Genomic DNA, 18931 nt, shown 5'->3' with positions numbered 1-18931 from the left:
GCATCGTTCTTTCCGAAAATCGATTCCGATTTTCGGGCCGATGCGCTAGAACTCGCTCGCGTTATCGAATAAGCGCGGTACGTATATGTCGAATATGCCGGGGCATTTCCGCTCGGGAAATCTTTCCAGCAGGAAGCGCTTGAAAGCGTCATTGGTGAGTCCGTTGCCGGCGGCCTCCAGGGCGACGGACAAATACTCTATATTTTTGGCAACCTCGTTTTTGTCAGCCGGAAAGCCGTGACCGGGAAGGAACAGGTCATAGTCGGACAGCAGCATACCCTGCAAAATCCCAATCCAATGCTCCATGTATTTCGTCAGATAAAGGTGCGTTCCGCTGTAGATCAGGTCTTGCGCAATAAAAACGCCCACGTCCGGAAGACCTATGGTGAGAAGAAAATCGATCTCCGTATCGACGACTTCATCAAATAGGTATTTGACTCCGTCGATGATTTCCTCGCCGGCGCGGACAGCTCTTTCGGGAATGATCAAGCTCTTCGGAGCGAGATTGCCCAATTTCCAGTGGTCATTCAGGGAATCTTCCCCATGCTGCTGCAGGAACTCTATCGTTTTCGGCAATGCATAAATCGGAATATCGCTGAATGCGGCTCCCAGGCCGAACCAATGGTCGGGGTGTCTGTGCGACAGATAGATCCGGTCGATCTTCTTGCCGATACTGTTGGCATATTCCCTGAATTGCAGCGCATAGGGAACGAGGAATTGCCCATCGACGAGAACAAGCTTGTTCCTGCTTTCGATGATGTGCGTTGCATTGGCGATATTGTCAGCCGTGAAGGCTGAAATGAAAGTATGAATACGGACATCGCCTGCTCGCCTGACGATTTTAATGGGATCCGGCAATTGCGTGACCATCGGTATCTCCCTGATTGAAAGGTCGTTTGCTGAGATTTGAAGTTCACTCGGGCACAACATCTGCGCCCGAGCGCCATCACGGATGAGATCAACGACTGCGGGACGCGAGTTTCTCCTCCAATGTCTTCAGGGCCGCGCGCGCAACGTCGTAGGCGCTGTCGACGTCTGCCTCCGGCGCGTCCTCACCGGGCCGCCAGAAGCGTCTGCGCGTCATTCGCATCGAACTCTCGAAGGGTGGAATCGCGTTGAAGACTTCGACGAGATAGGGGCCGGAATAGACCGGCTCGATTTCGTCCAGCATGATCTCCCAGGGAATCCAGCTATCTCTGACAGCGCCCCGGTCCGGCGCCGAGATGTGAACGTAATTCAACCGACTCTGCTGAACGGCACGGGCGACATTTTTCCTGAAGATCGCCGGTCCCTGGCTTTCCATGACGACCTGGGCTGTATCGATCGTGACGCCCCCGACCGGAATGTCGGCGCTTTCGAGAAAATCCAGCGCTTCCGAGACCATGGTCGGCCCGGGCGTTTCCCAATTCTTGACCGGTTCGATGGCGAGCTTCACCCGCTTCTCCGCAGAATATTGCGCCAATTCCCGGAAGATGGAGGCGGCCGCCGCGTATCGTGGCTTCATCCAATCCTGAAGCGCGTCGCTCCAGATCCCTTCGCCGTCATCCGTCAGTGGAAAGATGCCATAGGGGTACAGGAACGGCCCCGACATGATCGTATTCTCCCCGCCCAGCACCGAGGTGATGTCGACGCGGGATTTGAGATAGGACAGCGCCTGCTTGCGCTGGTCCTCATAGGGCGAGGTCGGATCGAAGGTTCGCGTGGTCCCCACATTGGTTGTGAACTTCACATCCCGGAAGCCGGCCCGATCGAACGCCCTCTTGAGGCCGATATAGCTTTCGACCTCAGCGTGATGACCGACGTTGGCCGGTCCTGGGGCGATATGCACATCGAAGCCGGTGTAGCCGATCTCGGTAAGCGCTTTCAGATGCCGGACAAGAACCTGGGTATAGCCCGCGTCGTTCGGCCTCAAATCGGCTGTAAACATAAAGAAGCTGAAATATATCTCTCGTCTGCGTGCCTCTTCCATCTTCATCGCTCCAGCTGTCGCTATCCAGTCATGCGTGGTTCAGGATGATGTCCCGCCCGACACCGTCATGAAGCGAGATCCCTGCCCGCCTCCTTCACATCGCCATCGGGCTGAGACAAACGGTCCGCGCCGGGCTACCATCCGAGCAGCTTGCGCAGATATTCGCGGCCCATTTTCGCGTATTGCAGCGGATTGGCCTTGGCTGGGTCCTGCTCTGCCTCGACGCAGATCCAACCGGCGAAATCCGCCTCGGCCAACGCATCGAGGATTTCTGGAAAGGTCCCTATGGAGCCGTCACCCGGGACGGTGAAGATCCCCGCCTCGATCCCTTGCTGGAAGGACAATCCTTCTTTGTGAATCTTCGTAACCACCTCGGCGCGAATGTCCTTCAGATGAACATGCTTGATGCGGTGGGCATATTTTCTGGCCAGCGCCAGCGGATCGACACCGGCAGCCGCCTGGTGCGCAGTATCGAGAAGCATGTTGACCAGGCGAGGATCCGTCTCGTCCATGAGCCGGTGGATTGCTTCCGTATTCATCACCCCGGTCCCCAGATGCGGGTGATAGCAGAGCCGGCGGTTACGGGCCCTGGCTTTCTCTCCGGCCTCATGCAGGCCTTCGATCAGCCGTTTCCACTGGTCATCGGAGAAATCGGGGCAATTCGGAAACAGGGCGACAGGAAGCGGATTGACCGCTCCGCCAAACTCGGAAACGACCAGGTCGGCCCTGCGCGGATCGTCGCTGCCTCCTTCCATGGCTTCGAGGAAGTCGAGCTGAGCATCGACATTATCAAGCGTATGACGCTTCATCGCATTGATGGTGAAGTAGGTGCTCACCCAGGGCTCGGAAATCCGCAATCCCCTGAGTTCGAGGACAGGCCGCAATATTTTCGGGTCCGTCGGATATTTGTGGCCGACGCCGCATCCGACATAGCCGGCGAGCGCCATTTCACTCAGAGCCTGCTCGTAGGGGATGCCGATGTCGATATTGATGAAATCGTCATTCCACCAGAGCGTGGGGATGACACCGAGCCAGACTTTAGCAGGTGTCAGTCGATGCAGATGTGTCGTCATGGCAATGATCCAGTTCTTGAAGACAAACGGAAGTGGCGTCAGGTCAGGTTTTGGAATCGAGAGCCGGAAAAAGCCGGAATTTTCGGCGGAAAGGCCCAGGAGCCGAAACCCGGCCCCTTGGCGCCTGCAGGGTGGGCTCCGATCGCCTTCCAGAGCAGACCCTCGACATAGGCATCGGGAGAAACGACGAAGGTGATATTCGCAGGCCTGGGGCCAAAGCGCTCCGTCCAGGCGGAGGACAGCTCGAACCAGGTGCCGGAATACCAGAGCTTGATCAGCGCACGGGCCACGTCTCCGAGCAATTCATTGCCCAGAATGGTCGTGCGCACCGCCTGGATGCGGACCTCACCTTCCGGGGGTGGCAGGGCGGCGAAGGCGGCCAGCAGCGCGTCGACGATCTCGCCGCCGACCACCTTGTCGAGCGTGACGAGATAGCGGTCCGCCAGGCCTGTTCCCAGGAGATCAAAGTGGGAGAAGGCCGTCAATTCGCCGGAAAGACCCAGAAATGCCTCGAAACGGTTGCTCATGCGTTTACCTCCGCCTGCCGGGTGGTGGCTGGCTGTTTGATGGCGCCGGGGATCTCATAGGTGGGGCTGCCGTTCTTACCGGGATGTTGCGGCAGGGGATTGCGGATGAGTTCGAGGATCATGTTGCGGAATTCGAACATCATCGGAACGGCTTCCAGCAGCAGGGTCGGCTGGCCGTTATAGGCACGCGTCAAAAGCTGGAGAAATTCGCCGTAGCGCGTGTTGAAGGCGATCGCCGCCCCACGCAGTTCCGAGCCTTCGAGTATGTCCCCCACTTTTAGGTTCTTTTTTATGGGATACGCGCCTTCCCAATCGACCTGCAACTCAGGACCTGTGGGGTGGCCGGGCTGGTCGCCCTTCTGGTAGTAGCGGCCTTTGACCAGTTCCTCGAAACGATAGTAATGGGCCAGTTCGTGGTCGTCATCGTCGTAGATACCGCCACCGTCGCCCTCGCCCTGTTCGATGATGAGATCGATGGCTTCCAACGCGCTTTTCAGATCGGTCACCGGAAACAGCTCGCCGCCGCCGGAGTAATAATATTCCGAGGTGATCTGGCGCGATCTGTCGCCGGTAAATATGGTTGTGCCCGCCCCATGCGCTTCGGCTTCCAGGTATTTGATGCCGTCCGCGATGGCTGAGTAGAACTCGCCAATACTGAAGAAATGTAGGTCCTCATGGCTCGGATGGCTGGCAAGCGCGGTGATATCAGGAGGAGTTTTGCGATATATCAGGCCCTTGCCGACGAGATGTTCAGGACGCTGGGCCGGCCGCTCGATTTTCAGGAAAGTCGCCAGCGCCTCACGGCCGAAAGCCTGGATGCCGACCTTGAAATCCGTCTCGCCGTCCGGCAGGGCGGCGGGATAGCGGGCTACGAAGTCCGGCCTGACAAGATCCGGCGTGCCGCCGATGGCGTTGAGAATATTGGCCGCGATGGTCAGATGCAGCATTTCTTCCACGACGATCACGCGCAGAACCTGGGTCGCATCCTGATTGACGCCGGGCTTGATCGAGTAAAGCGCCGTCAGATAAGGCGGAATCGTCGCATGTTCGAGCTGCATCGCCCGGTAGAGAAATTCTTTCAGCTCATCGAGCGTCTTAATACTGGCGGAATACATCTCAAGCTCCATGAAAGATAAGTTGGGTTCACAGGCCGGCTTCGTGTCGCTTGCGAGGCCATCTGTTCGTTCCGCACAGCGGATGCCGGTCTTCGTTCAATGCAGAGACTTCAGAATGTCGCGGCCGCTTCGGAAGCACATGGCGGCCAGCGTCAAGGTGACATTGGCCGTGCCGATCGTCGGCATGCTGCCGCCGCCCACGAGATAGAGGTTTTCGTGGTCCCAGCTGCGCTGGTTCTTGTCCACGACGGAATTGGTCTTCGTCGTTCCCATGATATGGGTCCCGGCCAGATGATTGCCGCCGCGGATCGCATAGCCTTGCCCCTCATAGGCCACATAGCCGAAATCGCTGGGGTCGTATTGGGTATGATCCTGCGCGCCCAGACGCGTGAAGACGGTGCGCGCAAACTGGCGGCCATAGGCGGCACCCTTCATGGTATATTCCGGAACCGTGAAGGACAGGATGGGCCGCATATTGCCCAGAGCATCGGTATATTGCGGATCCACCGCGATGCGGTTGCTTTCGACGGGCATGACCTCGATCATGAATGCCAGCAGCAACTGCCGCGAAACCTGGTCGATCATGCCGCGCCGAAGATCCGCCCCGTAGAGGTTGCGATCATCCACCAGTTTGAGAAGGTCGGAAGTCGGCGCACCCGTGGCCCAGCCCCAGCCGTCGTTATGGATATCGATGGCGAAGGCGGCTTGCCTTTCCCGGAAAGGGCCGTCGCGCAGGTCCACGATACCGCCCGTCGAACTGGTTCCGCGCATCGTGCCGCAGATTTCCGGCATCAGCGCCCAGTTCAGCAGATAGGCGTGGTCCATCAGATTGCGTCCGACAAGACCGCTGGTGCTGCGCAGGCCGGAGGCAAGCATGAGACGCGCCGTTTCGATGGCGCCTGCCGCAAGCACGAAAACCTTGCCCTTCACGGTGATGGTCTCGTGAGCAGGTGAGGCCGGATCCTTGTAAATCTTGACCTCGAGAGAGTGGACTTTCCCGCTATCCGGATCGATGTTGACCTTCGATGCGACCGCCTGCGGCAATAGTTCGACAAGCCGCTCGCCGCTTTTCCCGTTTACTGCGAACGCCTTGGCAAGCGTTTTGCCGGAGTGGTAACGCGCTTGCACGGGACAGAGCGGTACGCAGTTGGTGTTGCCCTGGCAGCGACCGCCCTCTTCGACCTGATGCGTATCGACGGCTCCGATGGGACGGTAGCCTTTCCCGCCGTCATAGGCCGGGTTTGGTATGCTGTTACGCCCCTGCGGATAGGGCCTGACCTTCAGGGGATAGGTCTTGTCGTAAAGTTCGACACTGGTGCCTTCGATGCCCTTGTTGACCTGCTGATCCAGATAGGAAAGCGGCAGGCCGCGCATGGGAAAGACATAGTCGTCCGGGAAGGTCTGCCCCAGATATTGCTGATCTTCGACATCTGCCGATACACCGATTTCCCGCTCGGCCAGGCGGTAATCATCTTCGACTTCCTCAAAGCTCAGCGGCCAGTCCAACCCTTGGCCGAAAATGGTGCGCGTCTTGAAGTCCGAGCGAAGCAGGCGAGGCGTTTTCGCCTCCCAGTGCATGGTCGTTCCGCCGAAAATACGGGTATATGTCGTATCGCTGACATAAGGGCCGGATTGAACGATATAGGTCGAGCTATCGGTTTCCCCCGCCCGCAGCTTGCGAAGCTGCGGGCTGCGGGGCATGGCCGCGTTCGCATTCAGCGGAAAGGGCGACTGGTTGTCCTTGGAGGCTGCCGAATAGAAAGTCGTCAGCAGATTGTCATAGCCTGACAGTGTGCTGTTGGCACCGGTTCCGGCTTCAAGGATAAGGACACGCTTGCCCGCTTCGGCAGCCTGCTTGGCAATGATTGCTCCGGAAATGCCACTGCCGACAATCACGATATCGTAGTCGCCAGACGCTGCGACGGTCTTGGCATCGGCTTTTATCGCGGATTCAAGGGGAAAAAGCACTTTGGTCCTCCATTATTCCCGGAAAGCCGCATCAGGCTTTGCGGATCATGCGGTTCTGCACTCAATCGAGATTTCAGACCGGACAGCCTGACGTCGTCATGATCTCTGGCCGCGGGAGTTTCGGGGTTTGGACTTGGCGGCGGGGGCGGCGGCGGAGCGGGCTCTGACCGCCGAGAGAAAGGAGGCGTAGCTCCAGGTCAGGTTCCGGACGCTTTTCTCGTAGCCAACGGTTCCATCGAACTGTTCGCTCAGTTCATAGTGATCGCTGTGGTAGACGATGGCGCGCAGCATGACGTCAGACGAAGCCCGCAAGGCAGCTGAGGCGTCGGCGGCGCTGCTGGATGCGCCAAGTCCCAGTTCCGTGAAGAAGGGCTCGGAGAACTGATCGAGGGGGATGGCGCCGCTGGCCTCGATGGCATTGGCAAGCCGATATTGGAACTCGGCGAAGTTGGCCGTGCACAGAGCCCAGGGATGGCCGCCGACCACCGGGGCCGCCACATCGCCATCGTAATGATCGCCTGGATAGCGCCCGAAGAGTGGTCCGAGCCCTTTGGCCGCGTCGGCGCCATTGATCGGGTAATAGTTCGAAGACGAAGGATCGGCCCACTGGCGCCGCAGGATGGCCGCCGTTGCCAGCAGCTTGGTATCGGTCGGCTCGATCCCGCCATAGCAGACCGCAGAGACGATATCGATGTTCGCGTCGTAACCGGCTTGCTCCGCGGCATCCAGAATGCTCACATAGAGCTGCCCGTTCCAGTGGGTGGCCAGCTGGCTTTCCAGCCAGGAGATGGCATCGGCCACCCCGGCAGGCACGGCAATAGAGATCGTGTTTGCGGAAATTTCCCGGAAAAAGCGCAGCTGTACGGCCCTTGCGAAAAAGGAATAGCCCTCATATTCCTCCCAGAGATTGGTGGTCTTGTTCTGGTAAACTTCGAGAAGATAAGAGAGGTTGGTCTCGACCAATTGTTTGGCGATCGTCTGCGTGGCGCCATCCAGCTGATTGAACAAGGTCAGGATCGCAATCGACTGAATGGCCGGTCCGTCATTCTGCTCCGACCACGGACGAACCTCGCCGGTGATGGTGAAGCAGGCGTGGCCAAGTGTGACGGTCGCGGAATTCTGCGCATTCGCCTGGCAGAGCGCGGCGAAATTCACGTAGTCGACCAGGCTCGGCAAAACCCCGCCCGGAACGGGCAGCAAGCCGGCAAGTGCGATTTCGATGGCCGTAATGGCCCCGTCGCGGACCCAGTTGAAAACATAGTCCTGGTCGACACCCGGCGTGTTCGCGGGATAGGAGGGTGCGGCGATGACGCAGCCCGGGGCCGAAAAGACGCCCGGCGATGCCGGATCCTCGATGACATAGCCATCGCTTGTGATGTTGCGCATCATCAGCAGAGAAAAATAGCGCGACAATGCGACCAGATCGGTCTGCGCGAAGGCAGGCCGCGGTTTGACCGTAGGCGCATTGGCGCCGATATGGGCCGGGTTCGCACCGGTCATTGACTGACTCCAAAGCGCAACTGTCATTGACTGACTCCAAAATCGGTTGAGACTGCCGGGACCAGATCCAAAAATGTTCCGAACCGGTGGCGATGCGGTTTTTCGATAATTTTCGGGCTGCGTATTTACGGTTTCACGTCAAAAGCCGACGCCAACGACCCTTCTGCATTGAGAGTGAAAACAAGGTCTCTGCGGCGGCGAGGGCAGGGCGAGCTGGCCGCCCTGTTGTGTCGCCGTTGAAGCTTTAACTAGAAAGATCGTCGACGATCTGCTTTTTATCAACCTAAACGTGTTGACCTCAGGTCAAAAATTCGCGCAGAATTGCGCTTGGCGTTACGGGTGCTCCGGAGGGATGGATTCGACCAGCCCAGCGAGATTGGACCGTGTTGCCGCAGACCGGTTGCGCAACGCCAGAACCATTTGCAATTCCGTGGCGGAGATCGCGCTGTTCCTATGCCAGTCCATGGTGCCTCGCCCGAGCAGCAGCCAGTCGAGGGAGACATCCAGCAGGTCGGCGAGCGCGCAGGCGCTTTCCAGCGAGGTATGGCCGCCATTCTGCCAGCGTGAGACGGCGGCGACAGACACGTCCAGTTCGGCCGCCAGGGCGTGAACTTTCCGGAACTTGCCCCGGGATATCGCCTCTCGAATACGTTTGCCGCGGGCCATGTCGTGGGTCATCAGAATCCTCCCGTTGGTTGCGTTAAAATTGGCAATTACCAAGAGCTTTCGATCGACGAACATCAGAAACTTCTTATGAAAGGGGAAGGCAAAGCGAAGCACCGGTCAACCTGGTGAAATATCCAGATTGCTCCCGGTCGGCCTCCTGTTGTGAAACGTCAGAACATCAGGAGGGACGGATATGTTGCGGATACTCACCAAAGACATGCTCGATACCGATCGACGTGCTTTCGATGAAATGTTTCGGGCTCGCGCCGCCGTTTTTCGCGATCGGCTGGGATGGCAGGTCGATGTCCGGGACCAATGGGAGAGGGACCGATACGACGAGGCCGAGGATCCCGTATATCTCGTCACGCAACGACCTTCCGGCACACTGACGGGTTCGCTGCGCCTGCTACCGACGACGGGAGCGACGATGCTCAAAAGCGAGTTCCGGCATTTCTTCGATCAGCCTATCGACGTCGATAGCCCAACGACTTGGGAATGTACGCGCTTTTGCGTTCACCCGCTTGCCGGGCACATGGAGCAATCGCGCACAGTTGCCACGGAGCTGCTCTCAGGGCTTTGCGACCTTGCGCTCGACACCGGTATCGAAAGCATCGTCGGCGTCTATGATGGCGCCATGGTCGGAGTGTATCGCAGGATCGGCTGGAGGCCGACGCCGCTTGCCCGATCCCTGCCCGAGATTGGCAAGCTGTATGTCGGCCTATGGGATGTGACGGCGGACAATTGCCGGGCACTTCGGGCCAACCTGTCCCGACTGGAGCGAGCTTCGCCCAATCGTCCCAGAACCTTTGCCGATGGCGGCATGCGGTAAGGCTCGCCCAGCAGCGGGATATGCTCCCGCTAAGCCTTAACCCATTTTTCACCGCACCCATGGTTGTATTAGAATTAGCTGTTCCCCGATCCCGTGAAATGTTACCGGTACGAGTAGTCAATGAAACGCACAACCACGAGTCCATCTCATGCTGAGCAGTTCTCGTTTTTTCTATTGTCTGGATCGGATCTCCGCAGCGCCGACATTGCGGGATCTGGAAACGACGCTGGACGAAGTCCGCCACATCTATGCGATATCGCACATGGTTTTGCATGTGATCCGCTCCTCGGGGGCGGCGGCCAGCAATCCGTTACTGATGCTGACCTACCCGCCCGAGTGGGTGAAACAATATCTTGACCGGGACTACTTCAGCATCGATCCCGTCGTCCGTCTCGGCCGGCGCGGCTTCCTGCCCGTGGAATGGTCGGCGTCAAAATGGGATTCGGGCCGGGCTTATGGCTTCTTCAAGGAGGCCATGGCCTTCGGTATCGGCCGGCAGGGCGTGACTCTGCCGGTGCGGGGACCTCAAGGGGAGCGGTCGCTGTTTACGGTCACGTCCAATCACCCCGACGCCTACTGGCGGCATTTCCGCATGGACAGCATGCGCGACCTCCAGTTTCTCGCCCACCATCTCCACGACAGGGCCATGGTTCTGTCGGGCCTGAGAAAAACGGCGGATTTTCCGCAATTGTCGCGCCGCGAACTGCAATGTCTTGAAATGACGGCCAGCGGCCTGATGGCAAAGCAGATCTGCGCCCGTCTGTCCATTTCGGTGAGCGCGGTGCAACTCTATCTCGCCTCGGCACGCCGGAAGCTGACCGTCGCCACGACGAGTGAAGCGGTCGCCAAGGCTACGGCGCTCGAATTGATCTAGAGCCTGACGAAAACCTGCTCCGGCAGAATGCTTCAATCTAACCCGGAAAGGCTCTAAGCGTGGGGATCGCGGTTCAGCGCCTGCCCCTCGTGCGTGTCGCCAGAACATTGCGAATCGAGAAGCTGGAATGAATCCTGAGGACACCCGGCAAGGTCGACAGTATCTCCTTGTGAATCCGCTCGAACTCGCCGGCGTTCGCGACCTCCACGCGCAACAGATAGTCCGAACCGCCCGTCATCAGAAAACATTCCCGGATCTCGGGATGCCGGCGAACCGCCGCTTCGAGGCGGTCGAGATAATCCTCTGTTTGTCGTTCCAGGGTGATGTTGATGATCACGGCGATCATCTCATCCGCATTGCCAGTGTCGATCAGCGCCGTATAGCCGCGGATCACACCTGATTTTTCCATGATTTTGATGCGCCTGAGACAGGCCGATGGAGAGAGACCGATCTCCGCGGCGAGCTTGGCATTGCTCATGCGGGCATCGAGGCGCAGCAATCTCAGGATATTGCGATCGATCGCGTCAAGAGCGGGCATGAGATATCGTTCCAAATATTCGTTGATTATGCGGCTAATAGGCAAATCACACAATAATCGACTACTGAATGATAGGCAATTTCGCTCATTATTTCATAAACTCCTTGAAATCGACAAGGGGTGGACATGGATAGCGATATTTTGGTTTCCCGCACACGCACCGTTACTCCAGCGCAGGGAGCCACGGGCTATCTGACGATCGATCTTGCCGCCCTCGGCCGCAACTATCGCAAGCTCGTGTCGATGCTGTCACCGGTCCGCGCGGGCGCGGTCGTCAAGGCAGACGCCTATGGCCTCGGCGCCGAGCGGGTCTCAAGAACGCTCTACAGGGAAGGTTGCAGGCATTTCTTCGTCGCCCAGTTCGTCGAGGCCCTGAGGCTCCGGCCGGCCCTTGCGCACGATGCCCAGATTTTCGTGCTGAACGGCTTGCAGCCCGGAAACGAGATCGCCTGCGCCGAGATGGGCATCGTTCCGGTTCTCAATTCGCTGGCGCAGTGGCGGCAATGGTCGGCGGCTGCACGTATCCTGAATCGCTGCCTGCCCGCCGTCCTGCAATTCGACACCGGCATGTCGCGGCTCGGCTTTCCCCAGGAAGAGCGAGCGGAGCTGGCGGCGGCCCTTCGGGGCGGCGCCAATGTCGAAATCCTGTTTATCATGAGCCATCTGGCTTCGGCCGATGACATGGACAGCGAGCAGAACGGCGAGCAGTTTGCCGAGATGTCCCGCATCGCCGACGAATTTCCCGGCTTCGACATTTCCTTTGCCAATTCCGGCGGCGTTTTCCTGGGCGATGCCTATCACGGCGTGCTCGCCCGTCCCGGCATCGCGCTTTATGGCGGTGCTCCGAACGCCGGCGAGAAGAACCCGATGGAACCGGTCGTCAGCCTCGATGTCGCCGTGGTGCAGACGCGCACGGTGCCGGCGGGTGCCAAAGTCGGCTATGGCGGCACGCATGTCGCGCAGCGGGAAACGCGTCTCGCCACCGTTGCCGCCGGTTATGCCGATGGCCTGCCGCGATGCCTGAGCGACCGCGGCGCCGTCTATTTCAAGGGCGTCCGCCTGCCGATCGTCGGCCGCGTGTCGATGGACAGTGCGACCGTCGACATCACAGCGCTGCCCGAAGGCGCGCTGACCTTCGGCAGTCTTGTCGAGGTGCTTGGCGGCCATCAGACGCTCGAGGACATCGCCCGCGACGCCGGCACCATTTCTTACGAAATCCTAACCGGTCTGGGCGATCGTTATCACAGGCAATATCGCTGAGAGCCGGCGGCTCCATCATTGGGAACATCATGAAGGTCATCGTTCTGGGAGCCGGCATCGTCGGCGTCACATCCGCTTATCAACTGGCCAAATCAGGCCATGACGTCACGGTCGTCGACCGGCAGTCGGGTCCGGCGCTGGAGACGAGCTTTGCCAATGCCGGCGAAGTCTCCTTCGGCTATTGCTCGCCATGGGCCGCGCCCGGCATTCCTATGAAGGCCATGAAGTGGCTGTTCATGAAACACGCGCCGCTCATCCTACGCCCGAAATTAGACATGGCCATGCTTTCCTGGATGGCAAGGATGCTGTCCAACTGCACCTCCGAGCGCTATGCGATCAACAAGAGCCGCATGCTGCGTCTTGCTGATTACAGCCGCATCGCGCTGGCCGACCTTCGCGCCGAGACGGGCATCGCCTATGACGAACGCATGCAGGGAACCCTGCAGCTGTTCCGCACGCAGCAGCAGCTCGATGCCTCGGCAAAGGATGTCAAGGCGCTGGCTGCCGACGGCATTCCCTATGAGGTGCTGGACCGGGACGGCTGTGTCCGTTTCGAACCGGCACTGAAGCACGTGCGCGACAAGATCGTCGGCGGTTTGCTGACGCCGAAGGACGAAACCGGCGATTGCTTCAAGTTCACCAATGCGCTGGCAGCCAAAGCCGAGGCGCTCGGCGTCCGCTTCGCTTACGGGACGACGATCAAGGCGCTGGATGTCGAAGCTGGCCGGGTGCGCGGGATCATCACCGATCGTGAGCGGATGAGCGCGGAGGCGGTGGTGGTCGCGCTCGGCAGCTATTCGCCGCTGCTGCTCAAGCCGTTCGGCATCCGGCTGCCGGTCTATCCGGTCAAAGGCTATTCGCTCACCATCCCGATCACCGATGCGTCACGCGCGCCGGAATCGACCGTCATGGACGAGACCTACAAGATCGCGATCACCCGGCTCGGCGACCGCATCCGCGTCGGCGGCATGGCTGAAATCTCGGGCTATACCAACGATCTCGGCCTGGCCCGCCGCAGCACGCTGGAATATTCGGTCACCGATCTCTTCCCCGGCGGCGATGTTTCCAAGGCCTCCTTCTGGTCCGGCCTGCGCCCGATGACGCCGGATGGCACACCGGTCATCGGCCCGACGAAAGTCGCCGGCCTCTTCCTCAATACCGGCCACGGCACGCTCGGCTGGACCATGAGCACCGGTTCGGCGCGGCTCATCGGCGATCTCGTCGGCGGCCGCCAGCCGGAAATCGATGCGAGGGATCTCGCAATCAGCCGCTACGGCTGAAACCGCCCCGGGCAACACCAAGGAGGGATGAACATGATTGCGCAAATCCAGTGTCACTTGCGTGCCTCGTCTTTCGAGGTCCTAAATGTCCGTTAGTTCTCATATACATAACAATGGCGGCCTCACCCGGCAGCTGGCGACGCACAGCATGTTGTTTCGGGAGACGGCGCATAGCGGCACGGACCCGGACGCGCTTTCGGAAATATTGTCGACGCCGAACTCGCCGATCAAGGTTGTGGCGGAAGGCAATATGCCCATTGCATACCGCTGCAATTTCGTCTCCGTGGGAGAAGAGGTGACGGTAGCGGACTGCACCTATGAAGGCACGATCCTGATCAGGCGGGAGGCGACCAGCGACAGGATGATCGTTTTTCTGCCGATGGAGGGAAACGCATTCTTCGACGGCATGCGGGAGCAAATATACTCGATTCCCGCGCGTGGTACGATCCTTGAAGCAGGTCGCGCCGCAGGTGCCCGCCTGTTTGGCCCCCGCCGTCATTTCGGGCTGTTCGTCGATCAGGCGAAGATCATCAGCCACCTCACGCATATGTTCGAGCGAACGATCAGCGGCGATATCGATTTTCATCCTCACATCGATCTGACGACCGGTCCGGGGCTTGTCTTGCAGCAACTTGTCTCGAACCTCCATCGCGGCCTCAGCGGCAACGGACCGCTGCAACAGTCGCCTGTGGCCGCCGGCTCGCTCTGCGACGCGGCGATCTATCTGCTTCTGGAGGCCTGTCCCAATCGCTATTCGAACGAGCTTGCGCTCTCTGCGCCTGCGCCGGCGCCACGCCATGTGAAGTGGGCGATCGACTTCATGCAGGAACACATCGCCGAGCCGATTTCGCTCAACGACATCGCGATTGCAGCCAAGGTCAGCGTTCGGACTTTGCAACAGGGTTTCCGTCAGTTCAGGGATACGACCCCGATGGCCTATCTGCAGGAACTTCGGATGGTTGCCGCCCATCGCGATTTGCTCGAAGCCGACGCTAGGCAGGGCATCGCCGATGTCGCGCTGAGATGGGGCTTTACGCATCTGGGGCGATTTGCAGCCGACTACAGGAAGCGCTTCGGCCAGCTGCCGTCACAGACCTTGAAGCGCTGAACGGCATCAGCCTGTCTGAAGCCGTCGACGAACAATCCCTGCGTGGAAGGTTGCTCCATGCGAGAGGCCGGCGTCGTTGAAGTCATAGGTCGGGTTATGGAGTGGCGGCGAGTGCTCGCCATTGCCCAGGAATACGAAACAGCCCGGCACCCGCGAGAGGAACTGCGCGAAGTCTTCGGATCCCGTCATCGGCTTACTCGCGATGGCGACGTTCGAAACACCGTAGAGATCACGTGCCACAGTCAGGGCCTCCTCCGTCAAGACAGGGTCGTTCATGAGAGGCACGAATTCCCTGGTGTAGATCACATCGGCCTTGACGTTGTAGGTCATGGCCGTGCCCTCGGCGATCAGGCGCATCTGCTTCTCGATCGTCTCGCTGATCTCTGAACGGAAGCTGCGGGCATCGCCCAGAATGCGGGCGAGGCCGGGGAGTGCATTCCTCGTGCCGTCCGTGATCAATTCCGTGACGGACACGACGCCGATGTCGGCCGGATCCAGCCGCCTGGAGACGATGGTCTGCAGGTTGGTCACGAGCGCGCAGGCCGCGACGAGCACTTCATTGCCCCAGTGCGGCCGTGCGGCATGGCCGCCGACGCCCGTCAGGGTAATCTCGAAATTGTCTTCCGCCGACATCAGCGCGTCGGGACGCGTTTGGAAACCGCCGACGCCGATCCCCGGCATGTTGTGGATGCCGTAGATTTCGTCGAAGGGAAATCTTTCGAAGAGCCCGTCGGCGATCATCGCCAGCGCCCCCTTGCCCCATTCTTCGGCCGGCTGGAAGATGAAGCGCACGGTGCCGTCAAAACCGCCTTCCGTCACCAGCATCTTTGCCGCGCCGAGTAGCATCGCGGTGTGGCCGTCGTGACCGCAGGCATGCATGACGCCCGGGTTTTGAGACCGGTGCGGGACGGTCGTCTGTTCACTGATCCTGAGCGCATCCATATCGGCGCGCAGCGCAACGGCGCGATTGCCGCTGCCGCGCTTCAGCGTTGCGACGACGCCGGTGCCGCCGACACCCTCGACGACTTCGTCGAGCCCGAACTCCCGCAGCCTGGCGGCGACGAAGGCGGAGGTCCGCTGCTCCTCGAAGCCGAATTCGGGGTACGTGTGAAGATTGTGTCTCCACGCCGTCATCTCTGCATGTAAAGCGTCCTCGTCGATGGTCATGCCGGCAATCCTTCCGTGGCAAGCCGGCGAACGACATCGAGCAGGATGTTTGCGCCTGCGACGAGATCCTCGTCGTCGGTATATTCCTTCGGATTATGGCTGATACCGCCGATGCTTGGCACGAAGATCATCGCCGACGGGGCGATCCTGGCGATCATCTGCGCATCGTGGCCGGCACCGGAGGTCATCCGCCGGCAGGCGAGGCCCCGTTCCCGCGCCGCCTCTTCGATCAGCCTCACGATGTTCTGATCGAACTTGACTGGTTCGAACCGGGCAAGCCTCTCCACCGATACGCCGACCTGCTCCTCGGCCGATAGCCTGTCCAGGAACGTCGCGAGCGCGGCTTCCTCTTCTCTCAACCGTTCTTCGTCCGGGTCACGGAGATCGACCGTGAACGTCGCCCGCGACGGGATCACGTTGATGACATCCGGTTCGAACCGCATGCAGCCGACCGTGGCGACCGTCGGCGTGTTCGATGCCTGCGCCCGGTCGCGCAGGAAGGTCACGACCCGTGCGGCCGCATGACCCGCGTCGCGGCGCATGGAGATCGGTGTCGTTCCCGCGTGATTGGCGTCTCCCGTGATAACAACTTTCTGCCAGGAGATGCCTTGCAGATGTTCCACGGCACCGAGGCGAATGCCCTCGCGCTCAAGCACTGGCCCTTGCTCGATGTGGAGTTCGATATAGGCATGCGGCCTAGGGAATCCTGGTTGACGCTCGCCGGCATAGCCGATCCGCTCGAGTTCGTCGCCGAGGATCGTTCCATCGGTGCCGATGGTGGCAAGCGCCGTATCGACATCCAGGCCGCCGGCATAGACCAGCGACCCCATCATATCGGGCGCGTAGCGCACGCCTTCCTCGTTGGTGAAGGCCGCGACGACAATCGGACGAGACGGCGTCAAGCCTTCTGCCCTCAGCGTTTCGATCACTTCAAGCCCGGAAAGCGTGCCGTAGCAGCCGTCGTAAATGCCGGCACCGATGACCGTGTCGATATGCGAGCCTAGCATGAGGGGTGCGTTGTCGGTCACGCTATCGGGCTTCCAGATGCCGAAGATATTGCCGATGCGATCGACGGCGACTTGAAGTCCCGCGCCCTCGATCCAGGCGACGAACCGGTCGCGGCCGAGTTTCTCCGTATCGGAGGCCGCCAGCCGGATCAGTCGGCCGTCGGCATCCCGGCCGATCTCGCCGAGCGTCCGGATCCGGCCGAGGAGACGCGCGGCATCGATCGATTGTCCGGTCATGTCAGGGCTCCTTCACGGTTCCTGGCGGCGACTGCTGCGGGCGACAGTCCGACGATCTCTTGATATTTGCCGGGATCGGTTGCGCCTTCGGTATTCACCACGAAGATACGGGAGCGGCCGTCGATCGAGAGCGCTGCCCTGAGCGCCGGGTCGGCGACGGCCTTGATGGCGCCTGCGAGGCCGACACCGCCGCTTTCGCCGGCAACGACGGCGGGGTCGCCGGAGACCGGGTTGGCAAGACGCTTCATGATGTCGGTCGCATCCGCCTCATCCACCGTCATGAAGGCGTCGGCGGCGCGGGCAAGAATCCGCCATGCGACAAGGGAGGGTTCGTAGCATTCGAGCATCGCCATGACGGTCGGTTCGCCATGGGCGACCGTCACCGGACGCCCGGCCCGCGCCGTCTCGAACAGGCATGCCGCGCGGGCGGGATCGACGACCGTAAAGACCGGACGATTTTTGCCGAACTCGATGGCCAGATGGCCGGCGACCGCTGCGGCAATTCCCCCGACGCCGGACTGGATAAACACATGAGTCGGCGGTTCCTGCATCTGTCGGAGCGCTTCCCTGACGAGGGCGGTATAGCCTTGCATCACCAGACCGGGGATCCGCTCATAGCCCGGCCAGGACGTATCCGAAACGATGATCCAGCCGTTCGCCTCGGCCACGCGGGCCGCTTCGCGGACGGCGTCGTCATAGGTTCCCTCGACGCGGATCATCTCCGCGCCGAAGCGGGCGATGGCGGCGATGCGTTCGCCGCTGACGCCTGCGTGGACGAAGATTGCGGCGCGCGCACCGACCAACTGCGCACCCTGGGCAACCGAACGGCCATGATTGCCATCGGTCGCACAGGCGACCGTCATCGTCTGCGCAATGGCGCGAACCTCGGACGAATGCAGCTCCGCCATATCGACGACGCGGCCAAGCTGCTGCTCGGCCTGTTTGAGGACGAGGCGGATCACCGCATAGGCTCCCCCGAGCGCCTTGAAACTTCCAAGCCCGAGGCGGTGGCCTTCGTCCTTGACGTGGATTGCGGCGACGCCGATTTCGCTCGCCAATCCGGGCAAAGCCACGAGCGGCGTTACCGCATGGTCCTTCCGGAAAGCCAGGTGGCGTTCCACCTCCACGGCGGCGGAGGCGTCGAGCGTTTTCTCATCTCTCGGGTCAAGTGCCAGACGATAGTCTGCCGTGCTGTTCAAAAGAAACATCGCGCACCTTTATGTGGGTTTCGTTGAACTCTATTGCAGCGAACACGAAAAAGGCGCTGATATTTGGCCGTTCATTTGCAATTTTGTTTCATTGGAGCATCGGTTTGCGCAACCCCGTTCATCCGCCGCATCTCGACGATTTCGACCGGAAAATCCTCGCCATTCTTCAGCGGGACAATATGACCCCGCAGCGAACGATTGGCGATGCGGTGAACCTTTCCGCACCGGCCGTTCAGCGTCGGATCAAGCGAATGCGGGAGGAGGGCGTCATCCGGGCGGATGTCTCGGTCGTCGAGCCGGACGCGGTCGGACAATCCATCACAATCTTCGTCGAAGTGGAGGTCATCAGCGAAACCGCCGAGCAGATCGAGCAGGCAAAGCGTGAATTCACGGCCGCGGCCGAGATCCAGCAATGCTACTACGTCACCGGCGAAGCGGATTTCATCCTGGTCATCATCGTGCCGTCGATGGCCGACTACGAGGCTCTGACGCGCAGGCTCTTCTTCGGCAACAACAACGTCAAACGCTTCCGGACCTTCGTCGCAATGGATCGGGTCAAGGTCGGGCTTGGGGTGCCGGTGGGATAGCAGGATGCGGCGGCCCGT

At 60.2% G+C, this 18931-nt stretch carries 18 protein-coding genes; 6 read left to right on the top strand and 12 right to left on the bottom strand.

The annotated features are described in order from the left end of the window. Positions 1 to 45: 45 nt before the first annotated feature. The 8 genes from FHT75_RS26620 to FHT75_RS26585 form a co-directional block, all read right to left on the bottom strand. Positions 46 to 870: an MBL fold metallo-hydrolase gene (locus FHT75_RS26620; protein ID WP_028757363.1), complete on the bottom strand. Its 825-nt coding sequence runs from the start codon at positions 868 to 870 to the stop codon at positions 46 to 48. Positions 871 to 958: 88 nt separating this feature from the next. Beyond that, positions 959 to 1975, bottom strand: a complete 1017-nt coding sequence (locus FHT75_RS26615) for a sugar phosphate isomerase/epimerase family protein (protein WP_174824464.1) — start codon at positions 1973 to 1975, stop codon at positions 959 to 961. A 128-nt stretch (positions 1976 to 2103) separates the two neighbouring features. Further along, positions 2104 to 3042, bottom strand: coding sequence for a myo-inosose-2 dehydratase (iolE, locus tag FHT75_RS26610; RefSeq protein ID WP_063474096.1), 939 nt, complete (start codon positions 3040 to 3042; stop codon positions 2104 to 2106). 38 nt (positions 3043 to 3080) lie between these two features. Continuing rightward, positions 3081 to 3569, bottom strand: coding sequence for a hypothetical protein (locus tag FHT75_RS26605; RefSeq protein WP_028757366.1), 489 nt, complete (start codon positions 3567 to 3569; stop codon positions 3081 to 3083). Next, on the bottom strand, positions 3566 to 4684 hold the full coding sequence (locus FHT75_RS26600; protein WP_028757367.1) for a ferritin-like domain-containing protein: 1119 nt from the start codon (positions 4682 to 4684) through the stop codon (positions 3566 to 3568). The genes FHT75_RS26605 and FHT75_RS26600 overlap by 4 nt, the downstream gene beginning before the upstream one ends. 96 nt (positions 4685 to 4780) lie before the next feature. After that, positions 4781 to 6652 carry a GMC oxidoreductase gene (locus tag FHT75_RS26595; protein WP_028757368.1) on the bottom strand — a complete coding sequence of 624 codons (1872 nt, stop codon included), beginning with the start codon at positions 6650 to 6652 and terminating at the stop codon, positions 4781 to 4783. 96 nt (positions 6653 to 6748) lie between these two features. Continuing rightward, complete coding sequence (locus FHT75_RS26590) at positions 6749 to 8179, bottom strand: glycoside hydrolase family 15 protein (protein ID WP_097595383.1); 1431 nt, start codon at positions 8177 to 8179, stop codon at positions 6749 to 6751. Positions 8180 to 8485: 306 nt separating this feature from the next. Then, complete coding sequence (locus tag FHT75_RS26585) at positions 8486 to 8830, bottom strand: helix-turn-helix domain-containing protein (protein WP_018245423.1); 345 nt, start codon at positions 8828 to 8830, stop codon at positions 8486 to 8488. 181 nt (positions 8831 to 9011) lie between these two features. Here FHT75_RS26585 and FHT75_RS26580 point away from each other — a divergent pair, with 181 nt between their 5' ends. Continuing rightward, on the top strand, positions 9012 to 9647 hold the full coding sequence (locus tag FHT75_RS26580) for an acyl-homoserine-lactone synthase (protein WP_063474099.1): 636 nt from the start codon (positions 9012 to 9014) through the stop codon (positions 9645 to 9647). Positions 9648 to 9795: 148 nt separating this feature from the next. Next, complete coding sequence (locus FHT75_RS26575; RefSeq protein ID WP_047616826.1) at positions 9796 to 10521, top strand: helix-turn-helix transcriptional regulator; 726 nt, start codon at positions 9796 to 9798, stop codon at positions 10519 to 10521. 73 nt (positions 10522 to 10594) lie between these two features. On the opposite strand, the gene FHT75_RS26570 is transcribed toward FHT75_RS26575, so the two are convergent. Beyond that, on the bottom strand, positions 10595 to 11059 hold the full coding sequence (locus FHT75_RS26570; protein WP_047616828.1) for an Lrp/AsnC family transcriptional regulator: 465 nt from the start codon (positions 11057 to 11059) through the stop codon (positions 10595 to 10597). Between the two features lie 126 nt (positions 11060 to 11185). On the opposite strand from FHT75_RS26570, the gene alr reads away from it, so the two are divergent. From alr to FHT75_RS26555, 3 genes are all read left to right on the top strand, one after another. Continuing rightward, positions 11186 to 12319 (top strand): alanine racemase, encoded by a 1134-nt coding sequence (gene alr / locus FHT75_RS26565; protein WP_063474100.1) that lies wholly within the window; start codon positions 11186 to 11188, stop codon positions 12317 to 12319. Between the two features lie 29 nt (positions 12320 to 12348). After that, positions 12349 to 13599 carry a D-amino acid dehydrogenase gene (locus tag FHT75_RS26560; RefSeq protein ID WP_063474101.1) on the top strand — a complete coding sequence of 417 codons (1251 nt, stop codon included), beginning with the start codon at positions 12349 to 12351 and terminating at the stop codon, positions 13597 to 13599. Between the two features lie 85 nt (positions 13600 to 13684). Further along, positions 13685 to 14707, top strand: coding sequence for a helix-turn-helix transcriptional regulator (locus FHT75_RS26555; protein WP_063474102.1), 1023 nt, complete (start codon positions 13685 to 13687; stop codon positions 14705 to 14707). A gap of 6 nt (positions 14708 to 14713) precedes the next feature. Here FHT75_RS26555 and FHT75_RS26550 read toward each other — a convergent pair whose 3' ends face one another. From FHT75_RS26550 to FHT75_RS26540, 3 genes are read right to left on the bottom strand one after another with little or no spacing between them, the layout of a single operon-like run. Continuing rightward, positions 14714 to 15874 carry a M20 aminoacylase family protein gene (locus FHT75_RS26550; protein WP_063474103.1) on the bottom strand — a complete coding sequence of 387 codons (1161 nt, stop codon included), beginning with the start codon at positions 15872 to 15874 and terminating at the stop codon, positions 14714 to 14716. Then, entirely contained in the window at positions 15871 to 17118 is a 1248-nt protein-coding gene (locus FHT75_RS26545) for a Zn-dependent hydrolase (RefSeq protein WP_097595381.1), read from the bottom strand. Before FHT75_RS26545 ends, FHT75_RS26550 begins: the two co-directional genes overlap by 4 nt. Further along, on the bottom strand, positions 17115 to 18326 hold the full coding sequence (locus FHT75_RS26540) for a diaminopropionate ammonia-lyase (RefSeq protein WP_047616837.1): 1212 nt from the start codon (positions 18324 to 18326) through the stop codon (positions 17115 to 17117). Before FHT75_RS26540 ends, FHT75_RS26545 begins: the two co-directional genes overlap by 4 nt. Before the next feature lie 104 nt (positions 18327 to 18430). Between FHT75_RS26540 and FHT75_RS26535 the strand changes: the two genes are divergently transcribed. After that, the gene (locus FHT75_RS26535; protein WP_047616969.1) at positions 18431 to 18913 is read left to right on the top strand and encodes an Lrp/AsnC family transcriptional regulator; all 483 of its coding nucleotides are present in this window, start codon (positions 18431 to 18433) and stop codon (positions 18911 to 18913) included. Positions 18914 to 18931: the final 18 nt, after the last annotated feature.

It is taken from the genome of Rhizobium sp. BK112 (assembly GCF_014193215.1).
GTDB lineage: Bacteria > Pseudomonadota > Alphaproteobacteria > Rhizobiales > Rhizobiaceae > Rhizobium > Rhizobium anhuiense.
The sequence above is the reverse complement of the archived record's forward strand: the minus strand, read 5'-3'. Positions and strand labels throughout refer to the sequence as shown.